Raw genomic sequence first — 23,992 nt, forward strand, 5'->3', positions numbered from 1 at the left:
GAACTCATGTCCACAAGCCCACACATCGACCTCAACGCCGACCTTGGGGAAAGCACCGCGGGCAACCCTGTCGCCGACGACGCCGCCATGATGGAGCTGGTCACCAGCGCGAATGTGGCCTGCGGCTTCCATGCCGGCGATCCGCACCACATCGCGAAGACCCTGCGTCAAGCCAAAGAGCACAACATCACGGTCGGCGCCCATCCTGGGTACAACGACAAGGCAGCGTTTGGTCGTCGGTACATTGCTTATAACCCAGCAGAACTCGCCGATGAGGTGCTGTATCAGATCGGGGCGCTAGATGCTCTGGCGCGCGCGGCTGGCACGAAGGTGTCGTACGTCAAGCCGCACGGCGCGATGTATAACGCGATCGTCCACGACCATGACCAGGCTAAAGCGGTCATCGAGGGCATCAAGGCGTTTGGTGACCTCCCCGTCATGCTTCTCCCCGGCGCGGTCGCGATCGATTACGCCGAGGCTGCAGGGCTGACCGTGATCCGCGAGGCTTTCGCCGACCGCGGCTACCTCCCCGACGGCACTCTAGTTCCACGCAGCCAGGAGGGTGCTGTGCTTCACGACGCCCACCAGGTGGCAGACCGCGTCCTCCAAGTTGCCCGCGACGGTTCCGTCACGGCTATCGACGGCACCGTCCTGAAAGTGAACGCCGATTCCATCTGTGTGCACGGCGATTCACCGGGAGCTGTGGAGATGACGCGTCAGATTGTGCGCGACCTCGACGCTGCTGGAGTGGTCAGGAAGGCTATCGTATGACGCCTACTATTCACGCGGCGGGTTCGCGGGCGTTGCTCGTGGACCTGCCAGATCTGAACACGGTGCTGCGCTGGCACGCAGCTCTTACTGCTGAACCGCTGCCCGGTCAAAGGGATTGCGTGGCGGCTGCTACGACGTTGCTCATCACGTTGGATTCGGAAATCGCCACGGTGTTGGCCGCCCAGACTTTGACTAGCTTCAACCCGCCAGAACAGGCGCAGGCGCAGGCGAAGGAAATCGTAGTTCCGGTCGTGTACGACGGCGCTGACTTGGATGAGGCGGCGGAGTTGGTGGGGTGGAGCGTCGATAAGCTGATTGAATGGCACACGGCCACCATGTGGAAGGGCGCGTTCGGCGGGTTTGCCCCTGGATTTACTTACTGCGTTCCGGTGGAGGGTGCGGGCCTTGACATGCCGCGGAAGTCTAGCCCGCGGACGGAGGTTCCGCAGGGTGCGGTAGGTTTGGCCGGTAATTTTTCGGCTGTCTACCCGCGGACCTCGCCGGGCGGTTGGCAACTCCTGGGCACTACCGCGTTGCCGATGTGGGATTCGCAGGCCACTCCCCCGGCGGCGATTCAGCCTGGCGATACGGTGCGCTACGAGGCGGTGCGGGAGCATATCGAGGTCTCGGCGCACCAGGCCACAGCACGCAGCCGTGTCCCGCGCCGCCCGGTAGTCACAGTCACCGACGCCGGCCTCCAAACTCTCATTGAGGATGGTGGGCGGCATGGCAGCGGAAACCTCGGTGTGACCACCTCCGGATTCGCCGACCGCGCCTCTGCCCACGCCGCGAACCGGGTCCTGGGCAACCAGCCGAACGCCGCGGTCTTGGAGAACATCGGGGGCCTCACGCTAGAGGCGCTGACCGATTGCGTCATCGCCGTGACCGGGGCGCAGGCACCCGTCACTATCGACGGCAAGCAGATCGACTTGTGTGCGCCGAAACTGTTCACGCGCGGATCCACGCTGGTCATCGGCGATGCAACCGTGGGTACGCGGAACTACGTGGCGCTCCGTGGCGGGGTTATCGTCGCCGAAGAACTCGGATCCGCCTCCACAGACGTGCTCTCTGGGCTGGGGCCAGCGCCAATCAAAGCCGGCGACCAGCTCACAGTCCCAACGCAGATCATGGGAACCGTTACCGACCCCCAGCCGAACCCGCTTCGTGTTACGGACAACAATGGCACCACTGAAGGTACCCTGCGTGTCATTGCGGGGCCGCGGGATGGGTGGATTGACTGTGGCGTCGAGAAGCTTCTAGGGCAGACCTGGACCGTGACCGCACAATCCAACCGTGTGGGTGTGCGCCTGGATCCCACCGAAGAACTCTTAGAACGCAGCGCTGAAGCTGATGGCCAGGAGCTTGCCAGCGAAGGCATGGTCGCCGGGTCCATCCAGGTACCACCCAACGGCCACCCGGTACTTTTCCTGCGCGACCACGCCGTTACTGGCGGATATCCGGTGGTCGCGACAGTCGTCCACGAGGATTTAGACATCGCCGCGCAGCTGCCCCCTGGCTCGCAAATCCGGTTCGTAGGAGCCGCATCCCCCTTGAACCGAACCAGCCCGACACCACAGAAATAGAGGAAAGCCATGACACTACACGCAGTACTTATTGCCAACCGTGGTGAAATCGCCGTGCGCGTCGCCCGGGCCGCCCGCGACCTGGGAATCCGTTCGATTGCCGTCTACTCTGAGGCCGACGCCGGTGCCCTCCACACCCTGATTGCCGACGAAGCCTACGCCCTCCCGGGCACCACCAGCGCAGAAACCTACATGAACGTTCCGGCCCTGCTGGATATCGCAGCCCGCGCGGGTGCCGATTGCGTCCACCCCGGATACGGCTTCCTCTCCGAAAACGCGGACTTTGCCCGCGCAGTCCAAGACGCCGGCCTGACCTGGATTGGCCCCAGCCCCGAAACCATCGAACTGCTCGGCGACAAAATCGCTGCCCGCGCACTGGCCACCGAGGTGGGCGCGCCACTTGCGCCAGGCACCTCTGAACCGATCGATGACTGGCAGGAAGCCCGCGCCTTCGCGAGGGAATACGGCATGCCCATTGCCATCAAGGCAGCGTTTGGCGGCGGTGGCCGTGGCCTGAAGGTAGTCCACGACATCGACGATATTGAGGACGCCTTCCTGTCCGCTGGCCGCGAAGCCCAAGAAGCGTTCGGGCGCGCCGAATGTTACGTGGAAAAATTCCTGACCAAACCACGCCACGTCGAAGCCCAGGTGCTCGCGGATACGCACGGGAACGTGGTTGTGGTGGGCACGCGTGATTGCTCCACGCAGCGTCGCTTCCAGAAACTTGTCGAGGAAGCTCCGGCTCCATTCCTCACCGACGAGCAACGTCGCAGCATCATCGAAGGTGCACGCGCAGTGTGCAAGGCCGGCAACTACACCTCCGCGGGCACGGTAGAATTCATCGTTTCTGAGGACGGCACCGTCTCCTTCCTGGAGGTCAATACCCGAGTGCAGGTCGAGCACCCCGTCACTGAGGCCGTGACCGGGGTAGACATCGTCGCCGAGCAGTTCCGCATTGCCGACGGCCAGGAGCTGCGTTATGCCACAGACCCAGAAGCCAACGGGCACGCCTTCGAATTCCGCATCAACGCCGAGGACGTGGCCAACGGATTCGCACCGTGCCCCGGCACCATCACCCTTTTTGACCCACCGACGGGACCGGGCATCCGCGTGGACTCCGGCGTACGCACCGGCTCCACTATCCCGCCGTACTACGACTCACTCATGGCGAAACTCGTGGTCTGGGGGCCAAACCGTGAGGTTGCCTTGTCCCGCGCCCGGGCAGCGCTGCGCGAATTCACCATCGAAGGTGTGCGTTCCGTCCTGCCGTTCCACCGCGACATCGTGGAGCACCCGGCGCTGATCAGTGAACCACTAACCGTGTACACCGATTGGGTGGATAAAGAATTTATCCCTAATTACACCAGCTCGCCGGAAAAGATCGAGGGCATCTACGACCTGCGCCGCAGCGTAGTCATCGAAATCGACGGCAAACTCCACGAACTGCGCCTGCCCGCGGACGTGCTCACCGCGGCTCCTGCTGACAGCAAGGTCGCCACAGAGGCGCCCGCTCCGGGCTTGACTAACGACGATGGCCACCCCGTCACCGCACGCTTCGCCGGAACAGTTGTCGCGTGGAAGGCCAGCCACGGCCAGAAGGTAGAACGTGGCCAAGCAATCGCCACGGTCGAGGCGATGAAGATGGAAACCACGGTTACCGCTGCGGTAAGCGGTACCTTGCAGATTGAGGTCCAGGAGGGTGAGCGCTTCGACAACAATGCGGTGTTAGGCGTTATTGTATAGCGCATGCGCGCTGAAACTGTGGCGTCCGCGTTGCGCCACGCTATTTCTGGCGGCCAGTACCGCCCCGGCCAACAATTGGTGGAGGCGGAACTGACCGCCTCCTACGAGGTCTCCCGCAATACCTTGCGGGAGGCTTTTCGCATGCTGGAGCACGACGGCATCATCGTCCGCCACCGCAACCGCGGGTGTTTCATAGCGCAGCCCAGCGTGGACGATGTTGCCGACATTTACACCGCACGCCTGATCATTGAGCCGGGTGTACTGCGCCACGCCACCACCATCGATATGGCTAGTCTGTGGGGCATCGTGAACCAAGCCCAAGCGGCGGTAGCGACCAACAATTTGGGTGAAGTGGCCGGGCTGAATCAACTATTCCACCGGCGCTTGGTAGCGTTTGCCGCTTCGCCGACGCTAGATCAGACGATGGATAGTCTCCTGGCCCGGCTGCGTTTAGTGTTCCTGGCAGCCGTTGACCACGACCCCCAATTCCACGTGCCCTACGTCGACGACAACGCGCAGGTGTGCGCCTACTTAGAGGAAGGGGCACGCGAAAAGGCCGCCGGTTTCCTTGAAGAAAGGCTACGGGCGACCTTGAGGGACGTTCGTGGAGTCCTCGGACAGTAAACCGGTTTTTCTTTAAGGAATCTGGTAATCCACGTTCTTTAAGTCGGTCACCAGCATTTTGCCGGGGGCGTGGCAAATTGCTTTGCGCGGTTTGCTGGACATCACGATCGATTGTGGGGTCACCCCGCAACCCCAGAACACGGGTACAGTTCCCGGCGCGCATTCGACAGCTTCGCCGAAGTCGGGGCGGGAGATGTCGGCAATTCCGATTGCTGCGGGGTCCCCTACGTGGACGGGCGCGCCGTGGACGGCCGGGTACCGGGAGGTGATGCGCACGGCGTCGGCGACCTGCCCCGCAGGGATGGGGCGCATGGATACCACCATGGGACCGTGGAACTTCCCGCCCGGGGTGGTCTCCAGGTTGGTCAGGTACATGGGCACGTTGCGGCCTTGTTCTATGTGGGCTACGGGCACGCCGTTTTCTAGTAGCGCGTCCTCAAACGTGAAGGAGCACCCGATGAGGAAGGCCACCATGTCTTCGTCCCACCAGGCGGTGGCGTCTGTGGACTCCCCGACGAGCTCACCGTGTTCGTAGAGCCGGTAGCCGGGTATGTCGGTGCGGATATCGCCGCCGGGGAGCGCTTCGGAGGAGTATTGCCCGGGGTCGAGCACACCCACGATGGGGCACGGTTTGGGGTTGCGCTGTGCGAAGAGGAGGAAGTCGAAGGCGTCTTCGTACGGCAGCGCGATGAGGTTTGCTTGCATGTAACCGGGGGCTAGTCCGGCTGTGGGGCGGTCAAGCCCTTGCCGGATTGCTGCGCGGATTTCGGCTGGGGTGGCGGTGCGTTGGGCGTCGATAAGCAATGCCATTCTCCTATGCCCACAGTGCCGTGATGCCGGAGATGGAGCGCACGCCTAGGAAGATGGTCAGCAGCCAGGCAGCGACCCCGAGGGCGAGCAGCCACTTTGGGAAGTTGTAACCGTCAAGGAGGTCCTTGCGGCGCCAGGCCACCCACAGGACGATGGTGAATCCGAAGGGCAGGATCAGGCCGTTGAAGGCGCCGGCGAAGATGAGCAGCGTCTGCGGCGCCTGGTTGAGCACCAGGTATGCGGCCGCGCAGACCAGGATGAAGATAACGGTGGCAATGTTGCGGGTTTTCGGTGCGGTTTTCTGGGTGGTCACGAAGCTTATCGACGTATAACTCGCCCCGATGACCGACGTGAGGCCTGCAGCCCACAGCACCACCCCGAAGGACCGGAGACCGATTTCTCCGGCGGCTTGGTAGAAGGCATCTGCCGCTGTGTTGTCCTTGCTCAGTGTGACACCCGTGGCCACCACGCCAAGGATGGCCAGGAACAGCAGCAGGCGCATGACACCGGTGACGATGATTCCCAGAACCGACGCCCGGGTGATACGACCTGCGGCTTCGCGGCCAGTGATATTTGAATCGATCATGCGGTGCGCGCCGGCGAACGTGATGTAGCCGCCGACCGTGCCGCCGATCAAGGTGGTGATAACCAGGACGTCAATCTCTTCCGGCATGACCGAATTCTTGAGCGCCTCGCCGATCGGGGGTTGGGATACGATCGCCACGTAAAGCATGAGCAGGATCATGATCGCACCCAGGGCGACGACGATGCGGTCCAACGCCATACCCGCTTTGCGGGACAAAAATACGAAGATTGCGATTGCCGCGGAGATTGCGCCGCCGATGCGCGGGTCGATGCCCAACATCGCGTTCATGCCCAGGCCGGTTCCGGCAATGTTGCCAATGTTGAACACAAGTCCGCCGATGAATACGAGCGCACCCAAAACCCAACCCAGGTTCGGGATAAGTGTGTTGGCTAGCTCGTTTGCACGCAGGCCTGAAATGCCCAGGACTTTCCACACGTTCAGCTGGATGGCGATGTCCACGATGATGGAGACCAGGATCGCAAACGCGAACGCCGCGCCCATCTGGACTGTGAACACGCTGGTCTGGGTGAGGAAGCCAGGCCCGATGGCACTGGTGGCCATGAGGAACATGGCGCCGAGGAGGGCGCCGGAGCCGCCTTTGGGCTTCATCACCTCCACCTTGTTGGTGGACGGTTGCGCGGGAGCACTCTGATTTTCTGTTGACTGAGACACAACCCCTACCTTTCATGACGCGGACAATAAATCGAATGTGATGGGCGTCATGTTAAACCGTGTGAGTGTTCCGCGCAAAGCAATTGTTCAACAATGTACCCCCGGTCACACCCGCAGCCCTTTTGTGCCTGGACGCTCATGCCCTCCACCGGGCGGGTTTCATCCTGCTTAAACTAGGCTTTTGCCACATCGTTTGAGCCACGCCCCCGCCCAAGGAGCACACAGCATGGAATTAGCCAACATCACTACCTGGATGTTCACCGAAGAAATCCCCATCCCCGAGGACGTCAACCAACTACTCGTCCCCGGCGAAACACCTGTAGCCGCGTATAAGACGTTCCGCGACAGCGCCATTTTCACTTCACGACGACTCATCGTCCGCGATGCCCAAGGTCTGCGTGGAAAGAAAGTCGAGATCTATTCCCTGCCCTATTCCTCTATCGCCATGTGGTCCAGCGAAAACGCAGGCACCCTGGACCTGAGCGCGGAATTAGAACTGTGGACCCGGGCCGGGCGCATCAAAATTGACCTCGACCGCGGCATCGATGTTCGCCGCCTCAATATGTTGATTACACACTGCGTGTTGGGTGGGTAGTAATCTCACGCAGGTTCCGGGCGAAGACTTCGACCAGAACGTGCGTGACCAGCTTTCGGCCGCCTGGTGAACCCCTTCTAAATTTTGGGGGAACATTCGCCGAAAAGGTACTACTTTGCCGCGACACTAGGCGGAAGTTCTCATAGCATCTTCGCTATGAATAAAATATCTCGCCTCCTTCTTGCAGGTGTCACCTCTTTGGCAGTTGTTAGTCCGCTCACCGCCCACGCCGCTCCGACGGTGACGGGAACCGAAACGTTGCTCACCGACCCATTCCAGCAAAAGCCGGGTGTCGGAACCGTTCAGATTGCATGGTTTACGGAAACTGAAGGCACCACGCACGCCGTACTTACTGGCGACGTTGCCGGCCTCTCCGCGGAGCAGGCTCAGCAAGCGGCCACCGATGGCCTTCCGGGCGTGAACGTTTTCAAAGCGGACACCATGAAGCTTTCCCGGATGTATGAAGACGCGAAGTCTTTCATCGATGCACCACCTGCAGGTATCGAAGAGCGTGACATTTACCGCCACGAAGCTACTGTCACCGGCTTACCCAAAACCGGTAGCACCCCATACCGTGTAGTCATCATTACAGAAAATGGCATTGCCCTTTCTAATACGTTCCAGGCCAAAGACGCTTTTGAGCCTGGCGAGCACGCTACATTCTTGCTCACGTCCGATCACCAGCAGAAGAATAATGCCCCGGCTAACTTGCAGTGGGCGAAGGAGACGATTGGGGACATCGACGTCACCCTTATCGCCGGCGACTTGATTAATGTGCCGGACCGCGCATCAGAGTGGTTTGACCACAATGGTGGCCTTGCATTCTTCGAAGGCATGCAGGGCAATGCTTCGTTTACTTCCCCGCTGAGTGGTGGCACGTTCTCTGGCGGTCAGATTATGCAGAATGGCCATACGTACACGGCTATCGGAAACCATGAGGTCATGGGCCGCATCGCTGATCAGACCTCCCTTGATCACGCCTTCAATTACCCGGTCCCGCGTGAAGTTGCCGAGGCAGAGTACAAAAAGGTTGCCGCCACTGTCAATCCAACTGGCGATGCCACAATCAAGGAACGTTGGATTGAGGACAATTCTTTTTCTACCCGTTCCTATGAGGAAATATTCTCGATGCCAGAGTCGCAGGCGGGTGGCGAACGTTACTATGCCACCACTGTGGGCGATACCCGCGTAATTACCTTGTATTCGACCCGTATTTGGCGCGGCACTCAGGCTGAGCCAGATCCAAGCAAGCGCGATGTAGCGTCCCGATATCAGGAGAAGGCCGGCACGCTGGATAGTCCGCTAGACATGGGCCATGGCGACTTCATCTTCGAAGATCTGACCGTCGATTCCGCTCAGTATAAGTGGCTAGAGGCAGAACTGGCCTCGCCAGAAACCACAGGTGCAGACAATGTGATTGTCATGTTGCACGAATCACCTCATTCCCTGGGCAACAACGCGATGCCGCACTTCGCTGATCCTGTACCTATCGAAGAAAAGAATGAGGCTGGCGAGGTCATTGGTATCCGTTACGAGTACCCTGCATCGGGAAACCAGTTGTTGACGTCGCTCATGCCGCTAGTTGATAAGCCAGGAACTCCTGTGGATCTGGTATTCAACGGGCATTCCCATTTGTGGAATCGTTTCAAGAGCGAAAACGGCGTGAATTTCATCGAAACCTCCAACGTGGGTAACTCGTATGGCGCTCGCCACGAGTTGTCTGCCGACGGTCCTCGCCCGACTCCACCGGCACCGTGGGATCCAGCGAACTATATGCCGTTCGGTTCGCCAGGTGGCCTGGAGCCTATCGTTCCGACGGAAAAACCATTTATGTCCCCGAAAGACCCGTCCCAAGCAGAGCCGTATCTGGCATCGAATCAGTACTCTTTGTTTACCTCTTTCGACTCCGAGACCGGCCTGGTAAGCACGTACATATTTGACGGCAAAGATGCCAGCTCGAAGCCGGAATTGTTTGACCAGTTCAGTCTGAATTCTGAAGCATCCGGTGGCTCTTCGACTGCTGCGGGAGGCTCCTCCACGGCCGGTACTGTTGCTGGCGTTATTGCTGGACTATTCGCTGCACTTGGTCTCGGTAGTGTTATCGCAGCCGCATTCGGCCATGGCGGGCAACCTATCCAGGCGCAGATTAACGCAGCTCTTAAGGCGCTACAGGCACGCCTCCAGGAAATGCTTCCTTAGGTAGCGCCTACCGACCCTGAAGTAATTCGCTCACCGCCAGCAGCACTATGCACGCTGGCGGTGGCTTTGCTTCTCGACGCCTCCGGCTCCGATTCCTGTATCCACCGGCACACGCAGCACCTTGACATACCGAATTCGAACAGATTTCGAACTACTCAGGGGGTGTGTCTGGGGCGCCGGCTACACTACATAGCCATGTCTGCTACCTCCATGGTGCGTATCGATAGAGGCACGGTGCGCAAGAACCTTGATGAGTTCAAAAACTTCTGGTCCCGCCAGCTGAAGGGCTGGAAAGAGACTGGCGAAACTGGCATTGAAAAGAAGTATGCGCAGTCCTTCTGGGCGGATATGTTCGCTTGCTTCGGCATCAACGCTGCTCGCATGAACCTTTTCGAGCAGGACGCACGGCGTGCGTCCACCGGGCGCCATGGATGGATTGACCTGTTTTGGCCGGGCACTGTCATTGGTGAGGCCAAGTCCCCCGGCGAGGATTTGGACAAGGCGTACCGCCAAGCTATCGACTATTTGCAGGGTGGGGTCAATGAAACGGAACTCCCCCGCTACATCCTCATTTCCGATTTCGCACGCTTCCGTCTGGTCTATCTTGGTGACCCGGAGCAGCGCTTCGACATCACGTTCCCTCTGGAAGACATCACCGACTACCTTGACCAGCTTCGATTCCTCGCAGGCTACGACACGGTGACCAAGCGGGAGGAAGCTGAAGCATCTGCCTTGGCCTCGAAGTTGATGGCCAACATGTTCCGCGCGATGGTCGGCGACGACGTCGATGAGGAAACCGGCGACGCCGCACCCACTAACCCGGCAGACGAGGATCTGGAAACCATGGAAGCGTCCATGTACCTCACCCGCCTTTTGTTCTTGCTCTACGGCGACGACGCCGGCCTCTGGGAGCAGGACTTGTTCTACCGTTTTGTCAACGACTACACCAACGCAGAAAATCTAGGCGCCCAGCTCAACGCTCTCTTCGAAGTCCTGAACACCCCTGAGGACAAACGACGCCACGTGCCCGAGAGCATGGAGAAATTCCCATACGTCAACGGCACGATCTTTGAGCGCCTCATGCGCACTAAATACTTCACGCCCGAAATGCGTGACGCCCTACTGGCTGCATGCCGCTTCAATTGGTCCGCCATTAGCCCCGCAATCTTTGGTTCACTTTTCCAGCTGGTGAAATCGAAGGAAGCCCGGCGCGCTGACGGTGAGCACTACACGTCTGAAAAGAACATCCTCAAAACCATCGGCCCCCTGTTCCTGGACGAGCTCCGCGAAGAAGCCAACAAGCTAATTGGCTCGAAGTCCACTTCGGTGAAGAAGCTGCAGGAATTCCGCGACAGTTTGGCGACCCACGTGTTCTGCGACCCAGCCTGTGGCTGCGGAAACTTCCTTGTAGTCGCTTACCGCGAACTGCGCCGGATCGAAACGGACATCATCGTGGAAATCCGCAAGCGCGAAGGCCAGGCCGGTATGGCCCTGGACGTGTCCTGGGAACAGAAGCTTTCCATCGGCCAGTTCTACGGCTTCGAACTCAACTGGTGGCCTTCCGAGATCGCGAAAACCGCCATGTTCCTGGTGGACCACCAGGCTAACCGCGAACTTGCCGACGCCATCGGCGCCGCACCAGACCGCCTACCCATCAAAGTCACTGCACACATCACTCACGGCAATGCGCTGTCCTTTGACTGGCAGGAGCGGCTTCCCACAGGAGCCGGTCAGACATATGTATTCGGTAATCCCCCTTTCATCGGCGCTCGACTAATGACAAAGGAACAAAAAGAGGAACTGGGACAGGTATGGGATGGGCTCAAAGGCGTTAATCAGCTGGATTACGTCACCGGTTGGCACGCTCAATCTCTAAAACTCTTTGAAAATCGGATAGGTTCGTTCGCTTTTGTTACCACTAATTCGATTACTCAAGGTGACCAAGTTCCCCATCTATTCGATCCAATTTTTAAAAATAACTGGCGCATTCGCTTTGCCCATCGGACTTTCGTATGGGATTCCGAGGCACCCGGAAAAGCAGCTGTTCATTGCGTCATTGTGGGCTTTGATAGATTGCAACAGCCCAAGGCACGGTTATGGGAGTACCCAGAAGCAAAAAGCGACGCCGTTGAGATTCCAGTCACCCGTGCAATTAACGCGTATCTCGTCGACGGTCCCAACGTGCTAGTCACAAAACGGCGAAGACCGTTGTCCTCATGTATCGCACCGGCATCATTTGGAAGCATGCCAAATGACGGTGGAAACCTGATAGTCGAAATAGACGAATATGAAAGCATTGCTGCCGACCCCGTCACAGAAAAATACCTGCGACCTTTCAGAATGGGGCGGGAGTTGGTCCGAGGACTGGACAGATGGTGCCTATGGATGGCAGACGACTTCGATCCTGCAGATTTACAGCGGTCGAAGCAACTATACGAACGAGTCCAGAAAGTGAAAGAACATCGAGAGAAAAGTAAACGACTTGCCACAAGAAAGCGTGCCAGCGTCCCTTACCTCTTCGGCGAAATACACCAACCCGGGGTACCTTATGTAGGAATTCCGCGTGTAGTTTCTGAATCGCGAAAGTTTTACACTGTTGGGCATCTAAGCCCCGAGATAATCGCAGGAGATAAAGTCTATACGGCTGTTGACCCCAATGGCCTACTCTTTGGTTTAATCTCGTCCTCCATGTTTATCACTTGGCAGCGAGCTGTAGGAGGACGCCTCAAGTCAGATCTTAACTTCGCCAACACATTGACCTGGAACAACTTCCCAGTCCCAGAGCTAGACGAAAAGACTAAGCAACGCATCATCGATGCAGGCCAAAAAGTTCTCGAAGCTCGCGAGCTTCGCCCGGAACGTTCTCTGGCAGAGCACTACAACCCGCTCGCAATGGACCCAGCGCTGCTCAAAGCGCACAATGCTCTTGATCGCGAAGTCGACAAGGCCTTTGGCGCTGAACGTAAACTGACCTCAGAACGCCAACGTCAAGAACTGCTCTTTGAAAACTACGCTCGTTTAACCTTCGAAGAGGCTAAAAAATGACAGACAACACCCCAACATTCGACGAATTCCGACCAGTCGTGCTCGAGGTCCTCGCAAGCGGTGAGACTTTACAGTTAAAAGAGATCCGTCAGCGCGTCGCAGCACACATGAGTCTCTCACCAGAAATTCTGGCCGAAAAGCTTCCCTCCGGGCACAGCAGATCTGCTAGTCGAATCAGTTGGGCGTGCTCTGCGCTTTTCACAGCCGGCCTTCTCGACCGTCCCGCCCGCGGGAAATACCGCATTACTCGAGATGGGCTGACCGTCCAAAAGCGGCATCTAAAAACCTACAGTGAAAAGGACATGTATGAGTGGCCACAATGGCGGGCATACCAAGAAGAAATTAAACAGCGCAAAACTGGAAGCGACGACAACAAAGAAATAGAAACAGATAGCTCAGACGAAAATGAGCACGACCCCATCGAGCTCATGACAACAGCTGAGCAGAATTTCAACGCACAAACTGAAACAGCGCTCCGGAAACGGTTACAAGAATCCTCCCCCGAGTTCTTTGAGAAAGCAGTCCTCGACCTCTTATGGGCAATGGGATACGGCGGAACCAACGGCAAAAAGCATCACGTTGGAAAATCTGGCGACGGTGGAATAGACGGCGTCATCCAACAAGACGCTTTGGGGTTGACCAACGTGTACATCCAAGCAAAACGCTACTCTGACGCAAATAAAGTGCAGGCCCCAGAAGCTCGCAACTTTATTGGATCGCTGGCATCCAAAAGCTCAAACCTGGGCGTATTCATCACAACTTCCACGTTCAGTTCAGGCGCAAAAGAAGCAGCGGCTAGTTACTACCACGGAAAAGTTGTTCTCATCGACGGCATCCAACTGACTTCTCTCATGCTCCACTACGGAGTCGCTGTACAGAAGGCCAAGCAATTCACGCTCTACGAAGTAGACGAAGACTACTTCGATGATGAAACCTTCGTGTAAACATCCGCCCCCGGCTACACTTACCCTCAGACATGCAGCACCCAGCGGTCTCCATGTCGCAAAAGGCGAAGCCCCTCACAGCCGCCAAGCTAGGTGAAGGGCCTCGTGAGACTAGTTAGTTGGCCAGTCTAAGTACTCGCAGATGAGATGTGCGCGTTTCTTGGCTGCTAACGCATTCAAGCCCCGGAGAGTAATCTCGCAGATCCCTCTCCGGGGCTTTCAACCTACACCAGCGCCGCAACACCCATAACCAGCAGGATTACCCCAACCCCGTATCCGGCCCAGGACGTCAACCGGGCACTGTGTGCGCGGGCGGCGGCAAAACCTCGGCCGGCCCAGCTGTCGGGGCGTGCCCTCACAATTGCCACGAGCACCGCGGATAACGCCGGCAGGCTGAGCGCCAAACTGGCATACCCTACGAGTCCGAGGAGGACGGAGGGCGTCGATAAGCGCAGTGCAGAAAGGTGCAGCAAGCCCGCATAGAACGGGACCGACGTCGCGGACTGCACCACACCCAGGACAAAGCCCACGAGGGCGGTCATCAGCGACGGGCGTTTCAGGGGCTTAAGCAGGCGGCCGATCATGGCAGCTTCCCCGCCGGTGGAACGCCACGCCCCCACCACAGAGACCACACCAACGGCAATGAGCAACAGGCCATAAATCGGGGATTCCAGGGCGGACTGCACCCACCCTTGGAGGCCTCTAAAAATGAAGGTCACCAGCGTTGCCAGGGCAAACACGCCCAACCAATCGCCCAAGATCAGTACCGCGGCAACCGCGCGGAAGCGGCCTTTCGCCGGCATAATAATTCCCAGGGCCACGAGCACCCCGATGAGCAGCACATTAATGGAATCGAGCAGCGCGAAAGACACAGCCTGAACCATGCGGGTCTCCTTTCTTGCGCAAATGCCCAAACGCGGCTCAAGTCTACAGGTAGGCTAAGCGCATGAACTTAGAGCCACCAGTAACACTCGGGGAACTTGCGGCCGACGGGATCATCATTTCCACAGCGCAAGACTTCGCCGCCGCCGAACGCTTCGGACGGATGACCAGCATCGTATTCACCACCCCACAACCAGACGACCCCACCTGCGACGCCAACGCCGAAGTCCGCGTCCACAACGCCATGGGCGAAACCTTTACCATCCCCGGCGTCCGCGTCGCCGAAGTCGCAGACGACGCCTGGACGTGGCTCACCGACGCCGCCCCCGACGCCACCTACCAGGCCACCGAGGAAGTCCGCGCCGCTGCCCGCACCCTGCGCTCCGGTGCCATGCTTCTCGACGCCATCCGGCCCGACGACACCTGCGCCATCATCGCCCTCGATACCTTTCCCGCAGCGGAAGCCCATGTGCGTCAGGCTTTCATCCACGGCCTGGCCCGGATGGATGCAGCGCACCAGGGCTACGCCTACCGCAGTGTGCTGGCAGCCGCTTCGGCGTGGGAATTACCTGTGCGTGAGGAAGGTGACTACGTAGAAATCGCCGCGCCCGGTGGGGTCCTGGGTGTGCGTTTTACCGGCACCTATGCCCGCGAAGTACAGTTCGATGGCGCGCTCAGTAGCGCAGATGTCCTCGCGGACGCCTTCTACCTTTCACAGGAAGCCCAATATTTCTTTGACGCCACCGGCCACGCAGCCACCCAACCTGTGGAGATTGCGCGCTTCACTGAAACACAGTGGCGTTGGACGCACCCGGCGATCCACCACTTTGGTATCCAACACGGTTTGCTGGATCTCGCGCGCGGGGTCAACGACATGCACGTCGTGGATCCCGAATACCTCACTATTTCCGCAAAGCCAGTCTTAGGTTTGTGGGCCCACCGGTTCACTGAACGCGACGGCTACACCTCCGTGGAACTACTGGGTGTCACGTTGCCGGCGCTCACCGCGGAGGTACGCGACACCGTACTCGCCACCGAACTCCCCGGCGGGGTGGACCCCCAGCGGGCGCGGGCCCATTACCTGCAATCCCGCGCTTCAGCCTAGGACGCTGCAGTGATCGGGTGATCCACGAACTGGGCGTCGCGCGTCTTGTCCACGAGTACCGCGCGCACGCCTTCGACGAAATTGGGGCTGCGCAGCACCCGGCGCACGTAGGAGTATTCGTTATCCAGGGCCTCGCGCACCGAACTGACCTGGGCGTTGCGGTGGAACAGTTCCACGGTGGCCTCCAGGGAATCCGGGCACGCGTGCGCAGTCTTCTCCTCCACGATGGCGCGCAGTTCGGGGTACTTATCCAGGGCTGCGGTGATGCCTGCCCACGTGTCATAGGAAAAGGCGTCTTCTATTCCCGCTCGCAGCGGTGCAAGCTCCGTGTCAGCCGGTGGCGTGACCGCCCACGTGTCCAGCGCCGCAGCGCCGGAGTGCAACACGTCCTGGGTTGCTTCCTCAAAGCGGTCATCCGGGATAACGTGCTGCACAAACCCCAGTTCATGGGCTTGGGAGGCGGTGATGCGCCAGGCGGTCGTCGCTAAGTAAAGCCCCAGTGGGAGGCCCGCCTTCTGCTGGAAGAGGAAGGACATGCCTACGTCGGTGACCATTCCGATGTCCATCTCCGGCATGGAGAACCACGTTGTGTCGCTGACCACCATGTTCAGGTGCGCCGAAATTCCCACTCCCCCGCCCATCGCCAGGCCACGGACCAGCGCGGTGATCGGCTTCGGGTACTGCGCCATATAGGCGTTCAGGCTGTATTCGTCTGCAAAGAACTGCTCCGCCTTCTCTATTTCCCCGGCGAGCACACGGTCGCGGACCCAGCGGACATCCCCGCCGGCACAATATGCCTTCGGGATCGCGGAGGTAATCACCACCTCCTCAATTGCCGGATCGTTCTCCCAGGTGTTTAAAGCGGCGCGGATGAGTTCCACCATCGTGGGGTTCAAGCTGTTGAGAGCACGTGGCCGGTTCAAGACGATGTGCCCGATGTGGTCACGCTCGCCGACGATATGGGTCAGGACTTCGTGATTACTCATGCCTCACATTGTGGCATGAAACACGTTTCGCGTGCCGAACTTTCCAATCCGATAAGGTGGGACCAATGGAGCAGTTTTCCCTCGTTGCAGTAGACATGGACGGCACATTCCTCGACGGCAATGGCGAAATCCCACCCGGCTTTGCCGACACCCTCGCCGCCTTGAGCGAACGCGGCATCGCGTTTACCCCAGCGTCCGGCCGCCAGCTTGCCACCCTACGCAACATCTTCGCCCCCTATGACGGCAACTTCGACTTCATCGCCGAAAACGGCACCGTCGTCGCCGCCGGCGATCAACTCATCGACATCACACCCCTCGACACCGCGGCCGTCGCCGCCATCGTTGACCTCTGCGAGCGCGAACCGGAACGTTTCGCCGTCGTCGTGTGCATGCCAGAAACCAGCTACATGGATTCCACCAACCCAGTCGCCCGCCGCGAAATCGAAATCTACTACCACGCGTTGGAGCTTATCGACGACCTCCGCGAACTCGACTACTCGCGCGTCGTGAAACTTGCCGTCTTCTGCTTCACACCCGGCTCCGAGACCGACTACCAGGCAATTAAGGAGGCAGCCGCCGGCCAGCACTGCGTGGCCTCCTCCCCGTACTGGGTGGATGTTATGGACCCCACCGCGAACAAAGCCCGCGCCCTGGAAACGCTAGCCCGCCACCACGGCTTCAGCGTAGAAAACACCATTGCTTTCGGCGATTACCTCAACGACCTGGAACTTCTGCAGACCGCTGGGCGTTCCTACGCCATGGATAACGCCCACCCCGAGGTAAAGAAAATCGCCGACGAGATCGTTCCCCCGAATACAGAATACGGCGTCATCCAGACCCTGGACCGCCTCCTGGGCCGTTAACCCTTCAAGGGCACTGAACCCCGCTGCGTGACCTGCAGCGGGGTTCATGCTCTACTTCGACTTCTTCGCAGACTTCTTTGTGGCCTTCTTAGCCTTCTTTTTTGCGGCCACTTTCTCCCGCTCCAAAGCCGATGCGTGGTCGGGAACGTAGCGGAAGTTCGCACGCGGCGGGCGCACGTAACCGTTGGAGGATTCCGGGCGCTCCGGGATCTCCGGCATCTGCCGGGCAACCTTGTAGTACGGCACCTTGGACAGGATGTGCGAAATCACGTTGATGCGGGAACGCTTTTTGTCCTCAGATTCCACGGTGTACCACGGCGCTTCCGCAATGTCCGTGTGGACGAACATGGAATCCTTAGCACGCGAGTAGTCTTCCCAGCGGGTGATGGATTCTAAGTCCATGGGCGAAAGCTTCCACTGACGCAGTGGATCATTCTTGCGGGACTTGAAGCGTTTGTACTGTTCCTCATCCGAGACGGAGAACCAGTACTTGAGCAAGATGATGCCATCTTCGACGAGCAAGCGCTCAAAGATGGGCGCCTGGTGAAGGAAGCGACGGTACTCCTCTGAAGTACAGAATCCCATGACGCGCTCTACCCCTGCCCGGTTGTACCAAGAGCGGTCGAAGATGACGATCTCACCAGCGGTAGGCAGCTTCTCGACGTAACGCTGGAAGTACCATTGTCCCTTTTCCCGACTCGTGGGGGTGGGCAACGCTTCGACGCGGCAACGGCGCGGGTTCAAGTACTGGGTAATGCGCTTAATAGCGGAACCTTTACCTGCAGCGTCGCGGCCTTCCATGATGATGACCACGCGAGCACCGGTTTCGGTGACCCACTGTTGCATTTCTACGAGCTCGGCTTGGAGCCGTTCGAGCTCCTTTTCGTACGCTTCTTTATCCAACTTCGCCGGCTTGGGGTGGTAGTCGACGGTGGGGCGCTTTTCTTTCGAAGACATATTTTAAACAGTACATGCCTTTTGTTTCGGGGGTAGTGGGTGTGGGGTCTAGATAAAACAAACCCTGAGGAATTGATGATGAACTTTTCTCAGCACCTACAAATGCGCGGATTGTTTAGCTAACGAACTTCTCCTATTGCAATTAAAAATTTGGAACAATTGACCGATAGTTTTACTTACCATTGACTCAGAAGTGTTCAGCGACTGCGCGATTTCTTTATCTGTCAAAATATCGTCCCGAAGACATCGCATAATGCGAAGTTGGAATGGCGTAAGGTTCTGAGCCACAAGCACCGCAGAGATTTCAAGCTGATGGTCAAGCACCACCCCCCGCTGGCTATAAATAAGGTTCAGAACCAGATCCTCTTCCCTACGGGCAGCGAAGCTTCCACAGACGAAGTACGCAAGAGCTTTCGCTTGGATTGCCACCACTAGTAATCGCTCGCGATGCAATACGTCTTCAACGAAATAAAGGACTTTTGGCACCTCATCATTGGCTTTTGCATTTCCTGCACATGGTGCTAACTCCCTAACCACGGCTTGGGCCAACTCTGCAGTATATATTGTTGAATCTTCGATTTCCTCCAACATAGGAAAATTAGATGATGGTGTTTGCTTCAGTACGCAGACAGCTATTATTTCTGGAACAACTTCGCCGTTTACACTTAGAACCTCCAGAAAAATGTTGAGGTCTTCGCAATTGCCAATATGGCCAACTTCGTTCCAACCGAAACACTTTTGTAGCGCTTTCTTTGCACTGGCATCGGCGACCCCAACAAAAAGACAACGTCGACCGGCAATATTTTTTCTCCACACTACAACATCACCACCCTATCCGCATTGTCTGCTATATAAGACGAATGGGTTGCGACCACAACGACAGCTCCTCCGCGAGCAAACTGACGTAAATGCCTCAGAACCACCCGAGAATTTTCCGTGTCAAGAGCGCCGGTTGGCTCGTCCGCCAACACAATAGGTGGGTTAGCAAGAATAAGTCGGGACAATGCGACGCGTTGCTGCTCACCACCGGAAAGTTCGCTTGCCTTTCTTTTTTCTGCGCCCGGGAGGCCCACTTGACCGAGAGTCTCTGCGATATCTTGACTCGACGCGTCGGGGGCACCAATTTTGATATTTTCGGTTACCGAGAGATCTGGTACTAAGCCGTAGTCTTGAAAAAGATATCCAACATTCTCACGGCGAAATTTGCGCCGTGCACGGGAGCTCATTCCGGCAATATTTTCTCCTTTAAACGTAATACTCCCCGAGTCTGGCTGTATCAGACCACCGATTAGATTAAGCAGAGTAGTCTTCCCACTCCCCGAAGCACCGGTCAGTGCTGTCACGCAGGCCGATGGAAAATTAGCCGTTAAATTACTTACCACGGGTCGACTGTGAAAAGAGCACGATAAACTGTGTACATGAATTGTCATTGTTGTTCCATCCCGTCTCGCATATCCCATTGTGATGCAGATCGTAAAGCCACAATTACCGATGCGATGAGCCATGAAATCCCAAAACCAACTACGGCTAAGACAGTTGGAGCCGACCACTGATTCTCAAACCCTATATTCCACGTAGATGGCATATGCAGGTTCGCATCGATTGAGTGCTGGCGAACTTTATATAGCAGCCACCCCACACTTAGGAAGAAAAATACGATTTCAATTGCGGCGAGTGGGCGTACCACCCACCACGGGCTACGCTCGCAAATATAAGCAATATGGATTTTGCGCCGGTACGCTATGCGATAGGTGCTGAGTGTAGCTGCAACCAGCATTGTGACTAGTAGGACTGCTGCTAACGTGTTAAGGCCCCATAAGGCCACTTTTTGTTGCACTTTGCGCATACTTTCCTGCCATGACGCCTCACGTGGCCGTGTAAAGGAAAGTGTGTTTCCAGTGTCACCTTGTATCAATTGGTGAGGTACATCTGAAGAGGCTGATAAAAGTACTTGTTGGGATACTTTTGACATTAAATTGTGGTTTCCCAGCGGAGATAAACCTGGCGGTAAGACAACTAAAATCGGATTATTCACTACAGGCCAAAATTCAACGTCATATGTGAATACATCTCGCACGGAGCAACTCTCGCGCCATTCAACAGGTGGCACTCCAGTGCCTGCATACCCAGCTTCAAAATCAAGGGCATCGTGAATCGTTTTCTTCGAATCTCCAGACAGCTGCATTGGCGAACACACAGTAACTTTTTTGGGAGCTAGCTCTGTCACTCCGGCCTGCTGTGCAAAAGTTTGGTTCACCAAAAGCACTGGAGCTTCTAGTTCAATTGGCCAAGTTATCCAATAGGGATCAACTAACAGTAGCGCTCCCGCTTTGTCGGTCTCACGGAAAGGGTCAACACTCTTCCTATCTGTTAATTCTTCGAACGAAGTGTTGGTATTCAACGCAAACTCTTGAGGACCTACATTCGCGTCCCACAACTTTTGTAAATTCTGGCGCGCACTTAATTCTGCACCAGCACCTACTAGGGCTGTAACCGCGGTAAGGGCAGCTACCAGCGTTATACACCGAACAATCGTGAGGGCATAGAAAATGGGGCGTGCATGTATTCTTCCCTTAATTGATTGAGGGATTGAAGTCAGTCGAACTAAGCATTGACCACTTAAATAACCAACACCTAAAAAGAAACCTAGAGCCATCCCACTCAGCAGGAAGGCCAACCAAAATAACGAGCCTAACGCCCAACGGTTGTAACCGTAGAGACACAATGCGATGACTAGTGGAATTCCACACCAAGCAACCAGAAAAGGTGCTCGTTGACGTTGGACCTCATGCCAAGCTGTCTCCCAAACACTAAGTCCCAACAAGCGATGAACACCGATTTCCCGCGAACGGCTCAGCGAATGTCCTGCTCCTAGCAAAACACACAAAAGCACAGATAGGAGTAATAAAATCGGTATCGTGGACACGAGGAATATTTGTGCAAGCTTATTAGTCAGCGTTTCTACCGTAAAGCCTTGTTTTTCCAACCATCGCACAAGAGAGTCTCGGTCAGCAGAACTACCCTTGATAAAGATAATTTGACGCGGATCGGCTTGTGGAAATTCTTCAAGCGGATATAGAATATCAACTTCTCCGCGTTCAAAGCGTGCCCGCTCTACACGTTCACTACCGGGCTTGAGCGCAGACGAATACGTACGGTATTCCCCGTTGGAGACTGACAAGGAAGAATAGTTAATGACTACTTCAAAGCCTGTTTCTCGGGCAAACCCTGCGAGATCGAAAAAGAAGTTCTCCCGCGCTTCATCGCTTTCGTAGGACCTGATTTGGACTCCATGGTCTCCTAAATGTGCGTCAACCGAAGAGTAAAGTCGAATACTCAGAAAAGCCATAAATGCAGCCAAGATAGCCGTGGAGAGAATCCCCACGGCTAAGAGGCTGGTTTTTAGACGTGTCATTGCTTAGCAGTGGCGGTAGTACGATTCATTACCCCAGGTCTTTCGAGGGGCCGTTGCCCGGGACCAAACGTTTTTGTTTACACATCCGCTGTCGGACCGAAACTTCCCGTCAGCAGTCGACCCATGGCTGACCCCATTGTGAAAGTAGTGGGACCACACAGTCGAGAAGTCACTTCCGTAATCCCAGATACCTCCATCAATGCTCACTATCGTAGCTCCAGCTACACCCGCGCCAGAGAATGCCAGAATACTTGCAGCTGCCGCGCCGGCGATTCGTCGCCGTAAGGAATGCTTCATAGTTCCTCCTATATTTGAGTTTTCCGGTAAAACTTTTTTACCGTACGCTCATTACATATCCCGACGCATATTTCCACAAGTAGGAAAACCTACCTTTATTCGGAGAGTTAACGTGCCGCACAACTAATAGCCTCGAGCTACCCCTCTTGCCCCCGAATCATCTAGGCCACTACCGTGGCCTTATGGATACTCTTCTTCTTAATTCTTTAATTGGCGCCCTGGGCCCGGACCGCGTGCTCACTGAACCAACAGCGATGGCCCCATTTACCGGCGATTATTCCTCGTACACACCGGAGGCAGACCCCCTGGCCGTTGTTCTCCCGCGCACGACGGAGGAGGTTTCGGTGGCGCTGACGTGGGCCAATGAACATGCCATCCCGGTGAGTATTCATGCGGGCGGTTCGGGTGTTGCCGGTGGTGCGGTGGCGTACGCCGGCGGGCTGGTCATTTCAACCCGTTCGATGGACCAGATCGTAGAGATTGATCCGGCTTCCCGCCTGGCCGTCGTGCAGCCGGGTGTTATCACCGCGGAATTAGATCGCGCCGCCCGCGAGCATGGACTTTTCTTTGCACCAGATCCGGCGAGTACGGAAATTTCCACCGTCGGCGGAAACATTGCCACGAATGCTGGCGGTTTTCGGTGCATCGCCTACGGCGATACTGCTGCCGCGGTTGCTGGCCTGACTGTAGTGCTTGCCGACGGCAGCGTGATCACAACCGGTTCGCGGACGGTCAAGAATTCCACCGGCTACAACTTGACGCAATTGTTTACTGGCTCCGAGGGAACTCTGGGCGTGATTACGGAGGCGACTGTCTGGCTCACCCCGGTCCCGGAGGGCTCGTGCCACACGTTCCTGGCCGCTTTTGACACGCTCGACGATGCGGTGCGTGCGGTCGTCGAGATTAATGCATCGCCTGCTTTCCTTGAAGCCCTTGAGCTTATCGACTCCGGCATCGTCGGCTTCATCGAGGATTTCGCAGCCCCCGGCCTTCCCCGCCCGGCAGCTGGGCTACTCATGGGCCAGGCGATTTCCCCCTCAGCGGCGGCTGATATTGAGCGCGCGGCCCAGATTTGTCGCAATAATGGCGCCACCGAAGTCACCACCGCCGCTGATGATTCGCTTCTCGACGCCCGCCGGCTTGCCCTCCCCGCCCTGCAGAAAGCTGGCCAGTGGGTGAATGGCGATGTAGGAGTTCCCGTCCCCGCGCTGCCTGCAATGATCACGCGCATCGCTGAAATCTCGGCTGAGCTGGGCGTAGAGGTGCGTATCGTGGCCCATGCCGGCGACGGCAACCTGCACCCGAATGTGCGCCGCATCGGTGAAGTAGACCCCGTGGCAGATGAGGCGATGGATCGCATTATCTCTGCGGCAGTTGCTTATGGCGGTGTGATTACCGGCGAACACGGAATTGGCATTGCGAAGCACCATGAGCTTTCACTGCAATTCGATGAGGCGACGTTGGCCGCGCAGCGCGCCATCAAGTCCGCGCTGGATCCGAAGAACATTTTGAGCCCGAATCGCGGTATATAGAAGTAATGCCCGGCCTGGTGGCCGGGCATTTTTCGTTTTACTTCTCTACGCGGAACTCTGCCATCTCATCCCATTCAGTCTTGCCTGGGATCAGGGTATTGATGATGGTTGGGGTTTCCAGCAGCAGGGTTGGGAACAGTTCCTGAGCATCCTTGAAATGCTGGGAGTTCACGTGGGGCTCTGCAGCGTCATCCTGGAATGCTTCGATGAGGATGTATTCGTTGGGGTCATCCTCGTTGCGGTACCAGTCGAAGAAGATGTTGCCCTCTTCAGCGCGGGAGGCCTGGGTAAATTCGTCGACCTTCTCGCGGAAGTTTTCTACGTACTCGGGCTTTGGACGGAAGCGAACGTTAATCAAAATCATATGACCAATGGTACCGACG

21 protein-coding genes are annotated in these 23,992 nt (G+C 57.2%); 11 read left to right on the forward strand and 10 right to left on the reverse strand.

The window, feature by feature from the left end; genetic code table 11:
* Positions 1-6 precede the first annotated feature (6 nt).
* From ATK06_RS10825 to ATK06_RS10840, 4 genes are read left to right on the forward strand one after another with little or no spacing between them, the layout of a single operon-like run.
* On the forward strand, positions 7-771 hold the full coding sequence (locus ATK06_RS10825) for a 5-oxoprolinase subunit PxpA (protein ID WP_098389339.1): 765 nt from the start codon (positions 7-9) through the stop codon (positions 769-771).
* Positions 768-2,354 carry a 5-oxoprolinase subunit B/C family protein gene (locus ATK06_RS10830; RefSeq protein ID WP_048380367.1) on the forward strand — a complete coding sequence of 529 codons (1,587 nt, stop codon included), beginning with the start codon at positions 768-770 and terminating at the stop codon, positions 2,352-2,354. Before ATK06_RS10825 ends, ATK06_RS10830 begins: the two co-directional genes overlap by 4 nt.
* 9 nt (positions 2,355-2,363) lie before the next feature.
* Positions 2,364-4,097: an acetyl/propionyl/methylcrotonyl-CoA carboxylase subunit alpha gene (locus ATK06_RS10835; protein WP_048380365.1), complete on the forward strand. Its 1,734-nt coding sequence runs from the start codon at positions 2,364-2,366 to the stop codon at positions 4,095-4,097.
* Positions 4,098-4,100: 3 nt separating this feature from the next.
* A complete protein-coding gene (locus ATK06_RS10840; RefSeq protein ID WP_048380363.1) occupies positions 4,101-4,721 on the forward strand; it encodes a GntR family transcriptional regulator in 621 nt (206 codons plus the stop codon).
* A 12-nt stretch (positions 4,722-4,733) separates the two neighbouring features.
* Here the strand turns inward: ATK06_RS10840 and ATK06_RS10845 are convergent, their stop codons facing one another.
* Together ATK06_RS10845 and ATK06_RS10850 are read right to left on the reverse strand one after the other, a co-directional pair.
* Positions 4,734-5,531 (reverse strand): putative hydro-lyase, encoded by a 798-nt coding sequence (locus ATK06_RS10845; protein WP_098389340.1) that lies wholly within the window; start codon positions 5,529-5,531, stop codon positions 4,734-4,736.
* Positions 5,532-5,535: 4 nt separating this feature from the next.
* Positions 5,536-6,726: an NRAMP family divalent metal transporter gene (locus ATK06_RS10850; protein ID WP_098389341.1), complete on the reverse strand. Its 1,191-nt coding sequence runs from the start codon at positions 6,724-6,726 to the stop codon at positions 5,536-5,538.
* Positions 6,727-7,015: 289 nt separating this feature from the next.
* Between ATK06_RS10850 and ATK06_RS10855 the strand changes: the two genes are divergently transcribed.
* The 4 genes from ATK06_RS10855 (at position 7,016) to ATK06_RS10870 (ending at position 13,572) form a co-directional block, all read left to right on the forward strand.
* Entirely contained in the window at positions 7,016-7,384 is a 369-nt protein-coding gene (locus ATK06_RS10855) for a PH domain-containing protein (protein ID WP_098389342.1), read from the forward strand.
* 156 nt (positions 7,385-7,540) lie between these two features.
* Positions 7,541-9,583 (forward strand): metallophosphoesterase, encoded by a 2,043-nt coding sequence (locus tag ATK06_RS10860; RefSeq protein WP_053072776.1) that lies wholly within the window; start codon positions 7,541-7,543, stop codon positions 9,581-9,583.
* A gap of 195 nt (positions 9,584-9,778) precedes the next feature.
* On the forward strand, positions 9,779-12,628 hold the full coding sequence (locus ATK06_RS10865; RefSeq protein ID WP_048380359.1) for a DNA methyltransferase: 2,850 nt from the start codon (positions 9,779-9,781) through the stop codon (positions 12,626-12,628).
* A complete protein-coding gene (locus tag ATK06_RS10870; RefSeq protein WP_098389343.1) occupies positions 12,625-13,572 on the forward strand; it encodes a restriction endonuclease in 948 nt (315 codons plus the stop codon). The genes ATK06_RS10865 and ATK06_RS10870 overlap by 4 nt, the downstream gene beginning before the upstream one ends.
* A gap of 224 nt (positions 13,573-13,796) precedes the next feature.
* Here the strand turns inward: ATK06_RS10870 and ATK06_RS10875 are convergent, their stop codons facing one another.
* Positions 13,797-14,456, reverse strand: a complete 660-nt coding sequence (locus tag ATK06_RS10875; RefSeq protein ID WP_048380355.1) for a hypothetical protein — start codon at positions 14,454-14,456, stop codon at positions 13,797-13,799.
* A 62-nt stretch (positions 14,457-14,518) separates the two neighbouring features.
* Here ATK06_RS10875 and ATK06_RS10880 point away from each other — a divergent pair, with 62 nt between their 5' ends.
* Positions 14,519-15,559, forward strand: coding sequence for a hypothetical protein (locus ATK06_RS10880; protein ID WP_098389344.1), 1,041 nt, complete (start codon positions 14,519-14,521; stop codon positions 15,557-15,559).
* Here the strand turns inward: ATK06_RS10880 and ATK06_RS10885 are convergent.
* Positions 15,556-16,545 carry a 3-hydroxyisobutyryl-CoA hydrolase gene (locus ATK06_RS10885; RefSeq protein WP_048380350.1) on the reverse strand — a complete coding sequence of 330 codons (990 nt, stop codon included), beginning with the start codon at positions 16,543-16,545 and terminating at the stop codon, positions 15,556-15,558. The genes ATK06_RS10880 and ATK06_RS10885 overlap by 4 nt on opposite strands.
* Before the next feature lie 65 nt (positions 16,546-16,610).
* Between ATK06_RS10885 and ATK06_RS10890 the strand changes: the two genes are divergently transcribed.
* Complete coding sequence (locus tag ATK06_RS10890) at positions 16,611-17,408, forward strand: HAD family hydrolase (RefSeq protein WP_098389345.1); 798 nt, start codon at positions 16,611-16,613, stop codon at positions 17,406-17,408.
* A 51-nt stretch (positions 17,409-17,459) separates the two neighbouring features.
* Here the strand turns inward: ATK06_RS10890 and ppk2 are convergent, their stop codons facing one another.
* The 5 genes from ppk2 to ATK06_RS10915 form a co-directional block, all read right to left on the reverse strand.
* Entirely contained in the window at positions 17,460-18,365 is a 906-nt protein-coding gene (gene ppk2, locus ATK06_RS10895) for a polyphosphate kinase 2 (RefSeq protein ID WP_048380345.1), read from the reverse strand.
* Between the two features lie 96 nt (positions 18,366-18,461).
* On the reverse strand, positions 18,462-19,181 hold the full coding sequence (locus ATK06_RS10900) for a helix-turn-helix transcriptional regulator (protein WP_048380343.1): 720 nt from the start codon (positions 19,179-19,181) through the stop codon (positions 18,462-18,464).
* Positions 19,181-19,870 (reverse strand): ABC transporter ATP-binding protein, encoded by a 690-nt coding sequence (locus ATK06_RS10905; RefSeq protein ID WP_346190151.1) that lies wholly within the window; start codon positions 19,868-19,870, stop codon positions 19,181-19,183. Before ATK06_RS10905 ends, ATK06_RS10900 begins: the two co-directional genes overlap by 1 nt.
* The gene (locus ATK06_RS11140) at positions 19,792-21,780 is read right to left on the reverse strand and encodes a hypothetical protein (protein WP_152668990.1); all 1,989 of its coding nucleotides are present in this window, start codon (positions 21,778-21,780) and stop codon (positions 19,792-19,794) included. Before ATK06_RS11140 ends, ATK06_RS10905 begins: the two co-directional genes overlap by 79 nt.
* A 3-nt stretch (positions 21,781-21,783) precedes the next feature.
* Positions 21,784-22,077, reverse strand: a complete 294-nt coding sequence (locus tag ATK06_RS10915) for a lactococcin 972 family bacteriocin (protein ID WP_083986021.1) — start codon at positions 22,075-22,077, stop codon at positions 21,784-21,786.
* Between the two features lie 182 nt (positions 22,078-22,259).
* Between ATK06_RS10915 and ATK06_RS10920 the strand changes: the two genes are divergently transcribed.
* The gene (locus tag ATK06_RS10920; protein ID WP_098389346.1) at positions 22,260-23,609 is read left to right on the forward strand and encodes an FAD-binding oxidoreductase; all 1,350 of its coding nucleotides are present in this window, start codon (positions 22,260-22,262) and stop codon (positions 23,607-23,609) included.
* A gap of 37 nt (positions 23,610-23,646) precedes the next feature.
* Here ATK06_RS10920 and ATK06_RS10925 read toward each other — a convergent pair whose 3' ends face one another.
* Positions 23,647-23,973, reverse strand: coding sequence for a putative quinol monooxygenase (locus ATK06_RS10925; protein WP_048380337.1), 327 nt, complete (start codon positions 23,971-23,973; stop codon positions 23,647-23,649).
* Between the last annotated feature and the right edge of the window lie 19 nt (positions 23,974-23,992).

The sequence above is a fragment of the Corynebacterium renale genome (assembly GCF_002563965.1).
In the GTDB taxonomy this organism is placed as follows: Bacteria; Actinomycetota; Actinomycetes; order Mycobacteriales; family Mycobacteriaceae; genus Corynebacterium; species Corynebacterium renale.

Coding starts and splice junctions, on each gene's coding strand:
- ATK06_RS10825 (WP_098389339.1), top strand. CDS start 7: ATGTCCACAAGCCCACACATCGACCTCAACGCCGACCTTGGGGAAAGC.
- ATK06_RS10830 (WP_048380367.1), top strand. CDS start 768: ATGACGCCTACTATTCACGCGGCGGGTTCGCGGGCGTTGCTCGTGGAC.
- ATK06_RS10835 (WP_048380365.1), top strand. CDS start 2,364: ATGACACTACACGCAGTACTTATTGCCAACCGTGGTGAAATCGCCGTG.
- ATK06_RS10840 (WP_048380363.1), top strand. CDS start 4,101: ATGCGCGCTGAAACTGTGGCGTCCGCGTTGCGCCACGCTATTTCTGGC.
- ATK06_RS10845 (WP_098389340.1), bottom strand. CDS start 5,531: ATGGCATTGCTTATCGACGCCCAACGCACCGCCACCCCAGCCGAAATC.
- ATK06_RS10850 (WP_098389341.1), bottom strand. CDS start 6,726: ATGAAGCCCAAAGGCGGCTCCGGCGCCCTCCTCGGCGCCATGTTCCTC.
- ATK06_RS10855 (WP_098389342.1), top strand. CDS start 7,016: ATGGAATTAGCCAACATCACTACCTGGATGTTCACCGAAGAAATCCCC.
- ATK06_RS10860 (WP_053072776.1), top strand. CDS start 7,541: ATGAATAAAATATCTCGCCTCCTTCTTGCAGGTGTCACCTCTTTGGCA.
- ATK06_RS10865 (WP_048380359.1), top strand. CDS start 9,779: ATGTCTGCTACCTCCATGGTGCGTATCGATAGAGGCACGGTGCGCAAG.
- ATK06_RS10870 (WP_098389343.1), top strand. CDS start 12,625: ATGACAGACAACACCCCAACATTCGACGAATTCCGACCAGTCGTGCTC.
- ATK06_RS10875 (WP_048380355.1), bottom strand. CDS start 14,456: ATGGTTCAGGCTGTGTCTTTCGCGCTGCTCGATTCCATTAATGTGCTG.
- ATK06_RS10880 (WP_098389344.1), top strand. CDS start 14,519: ATGAACTTAGAGCCACCAGTAACACTCGGGGAACTTGCGGCCGACGGG.
- ATK06_RS10885 (WP_048380350.1), bottom strand. CDS start 16,545: ATGAGTAATCACGAAGTCCTGACCCATATCGTCGGCGAGCGTGACCAC.
- ATK06_RS10890 (WP_098389345.1), top strand. CDS start 16,611: ATGGAGCAGTTTTCCCTCGTTGCAGTAGACATGGACGGCACATTCCTC.
- ppk2 (WP_048380345.1), bottom strand. CDS start 18,365: ATGTCTTCGAAAGAAAAGCGCCCCACCGTCGACTACCACCCCAAGCCG.
- ATK06_RS10905 (WP_346190151.1), bottom strand. CDS start 19,870: ATGGCTCATCGCATCGGTAATTGTGGCTTTACGATCTGCATCACAATG.
- ATK06_RS11140 (WP_152668990.1), bottom strand. CDS start 21,780: ATGACACGTCTAAAAACCAGCCTCTTAGCCGTGGGGATTCTCTCCACG.
- ATK06_RS10915 (WP_083986021.1), bottom strand. CDS start 22,077: ATGAAGCATTCCTTACGGCGACGAATCGCCGGCGCGGCAGCTGCAAGT.
- ATK06_RS10920 (WP_098389346.1), top strand. CDS start 22,260: ATGGATACTCTTCTTCTTAATTCTTTAATTGGCGCCCTGGGCCCGGAC.
- ATK06_RS10925 (WP_048380337.1), bottom strand. CDS start 23,973: ATGATTTTGATTAACGTTCGCTTCCGTCCAAAGCCCGAGTACGTAGAA.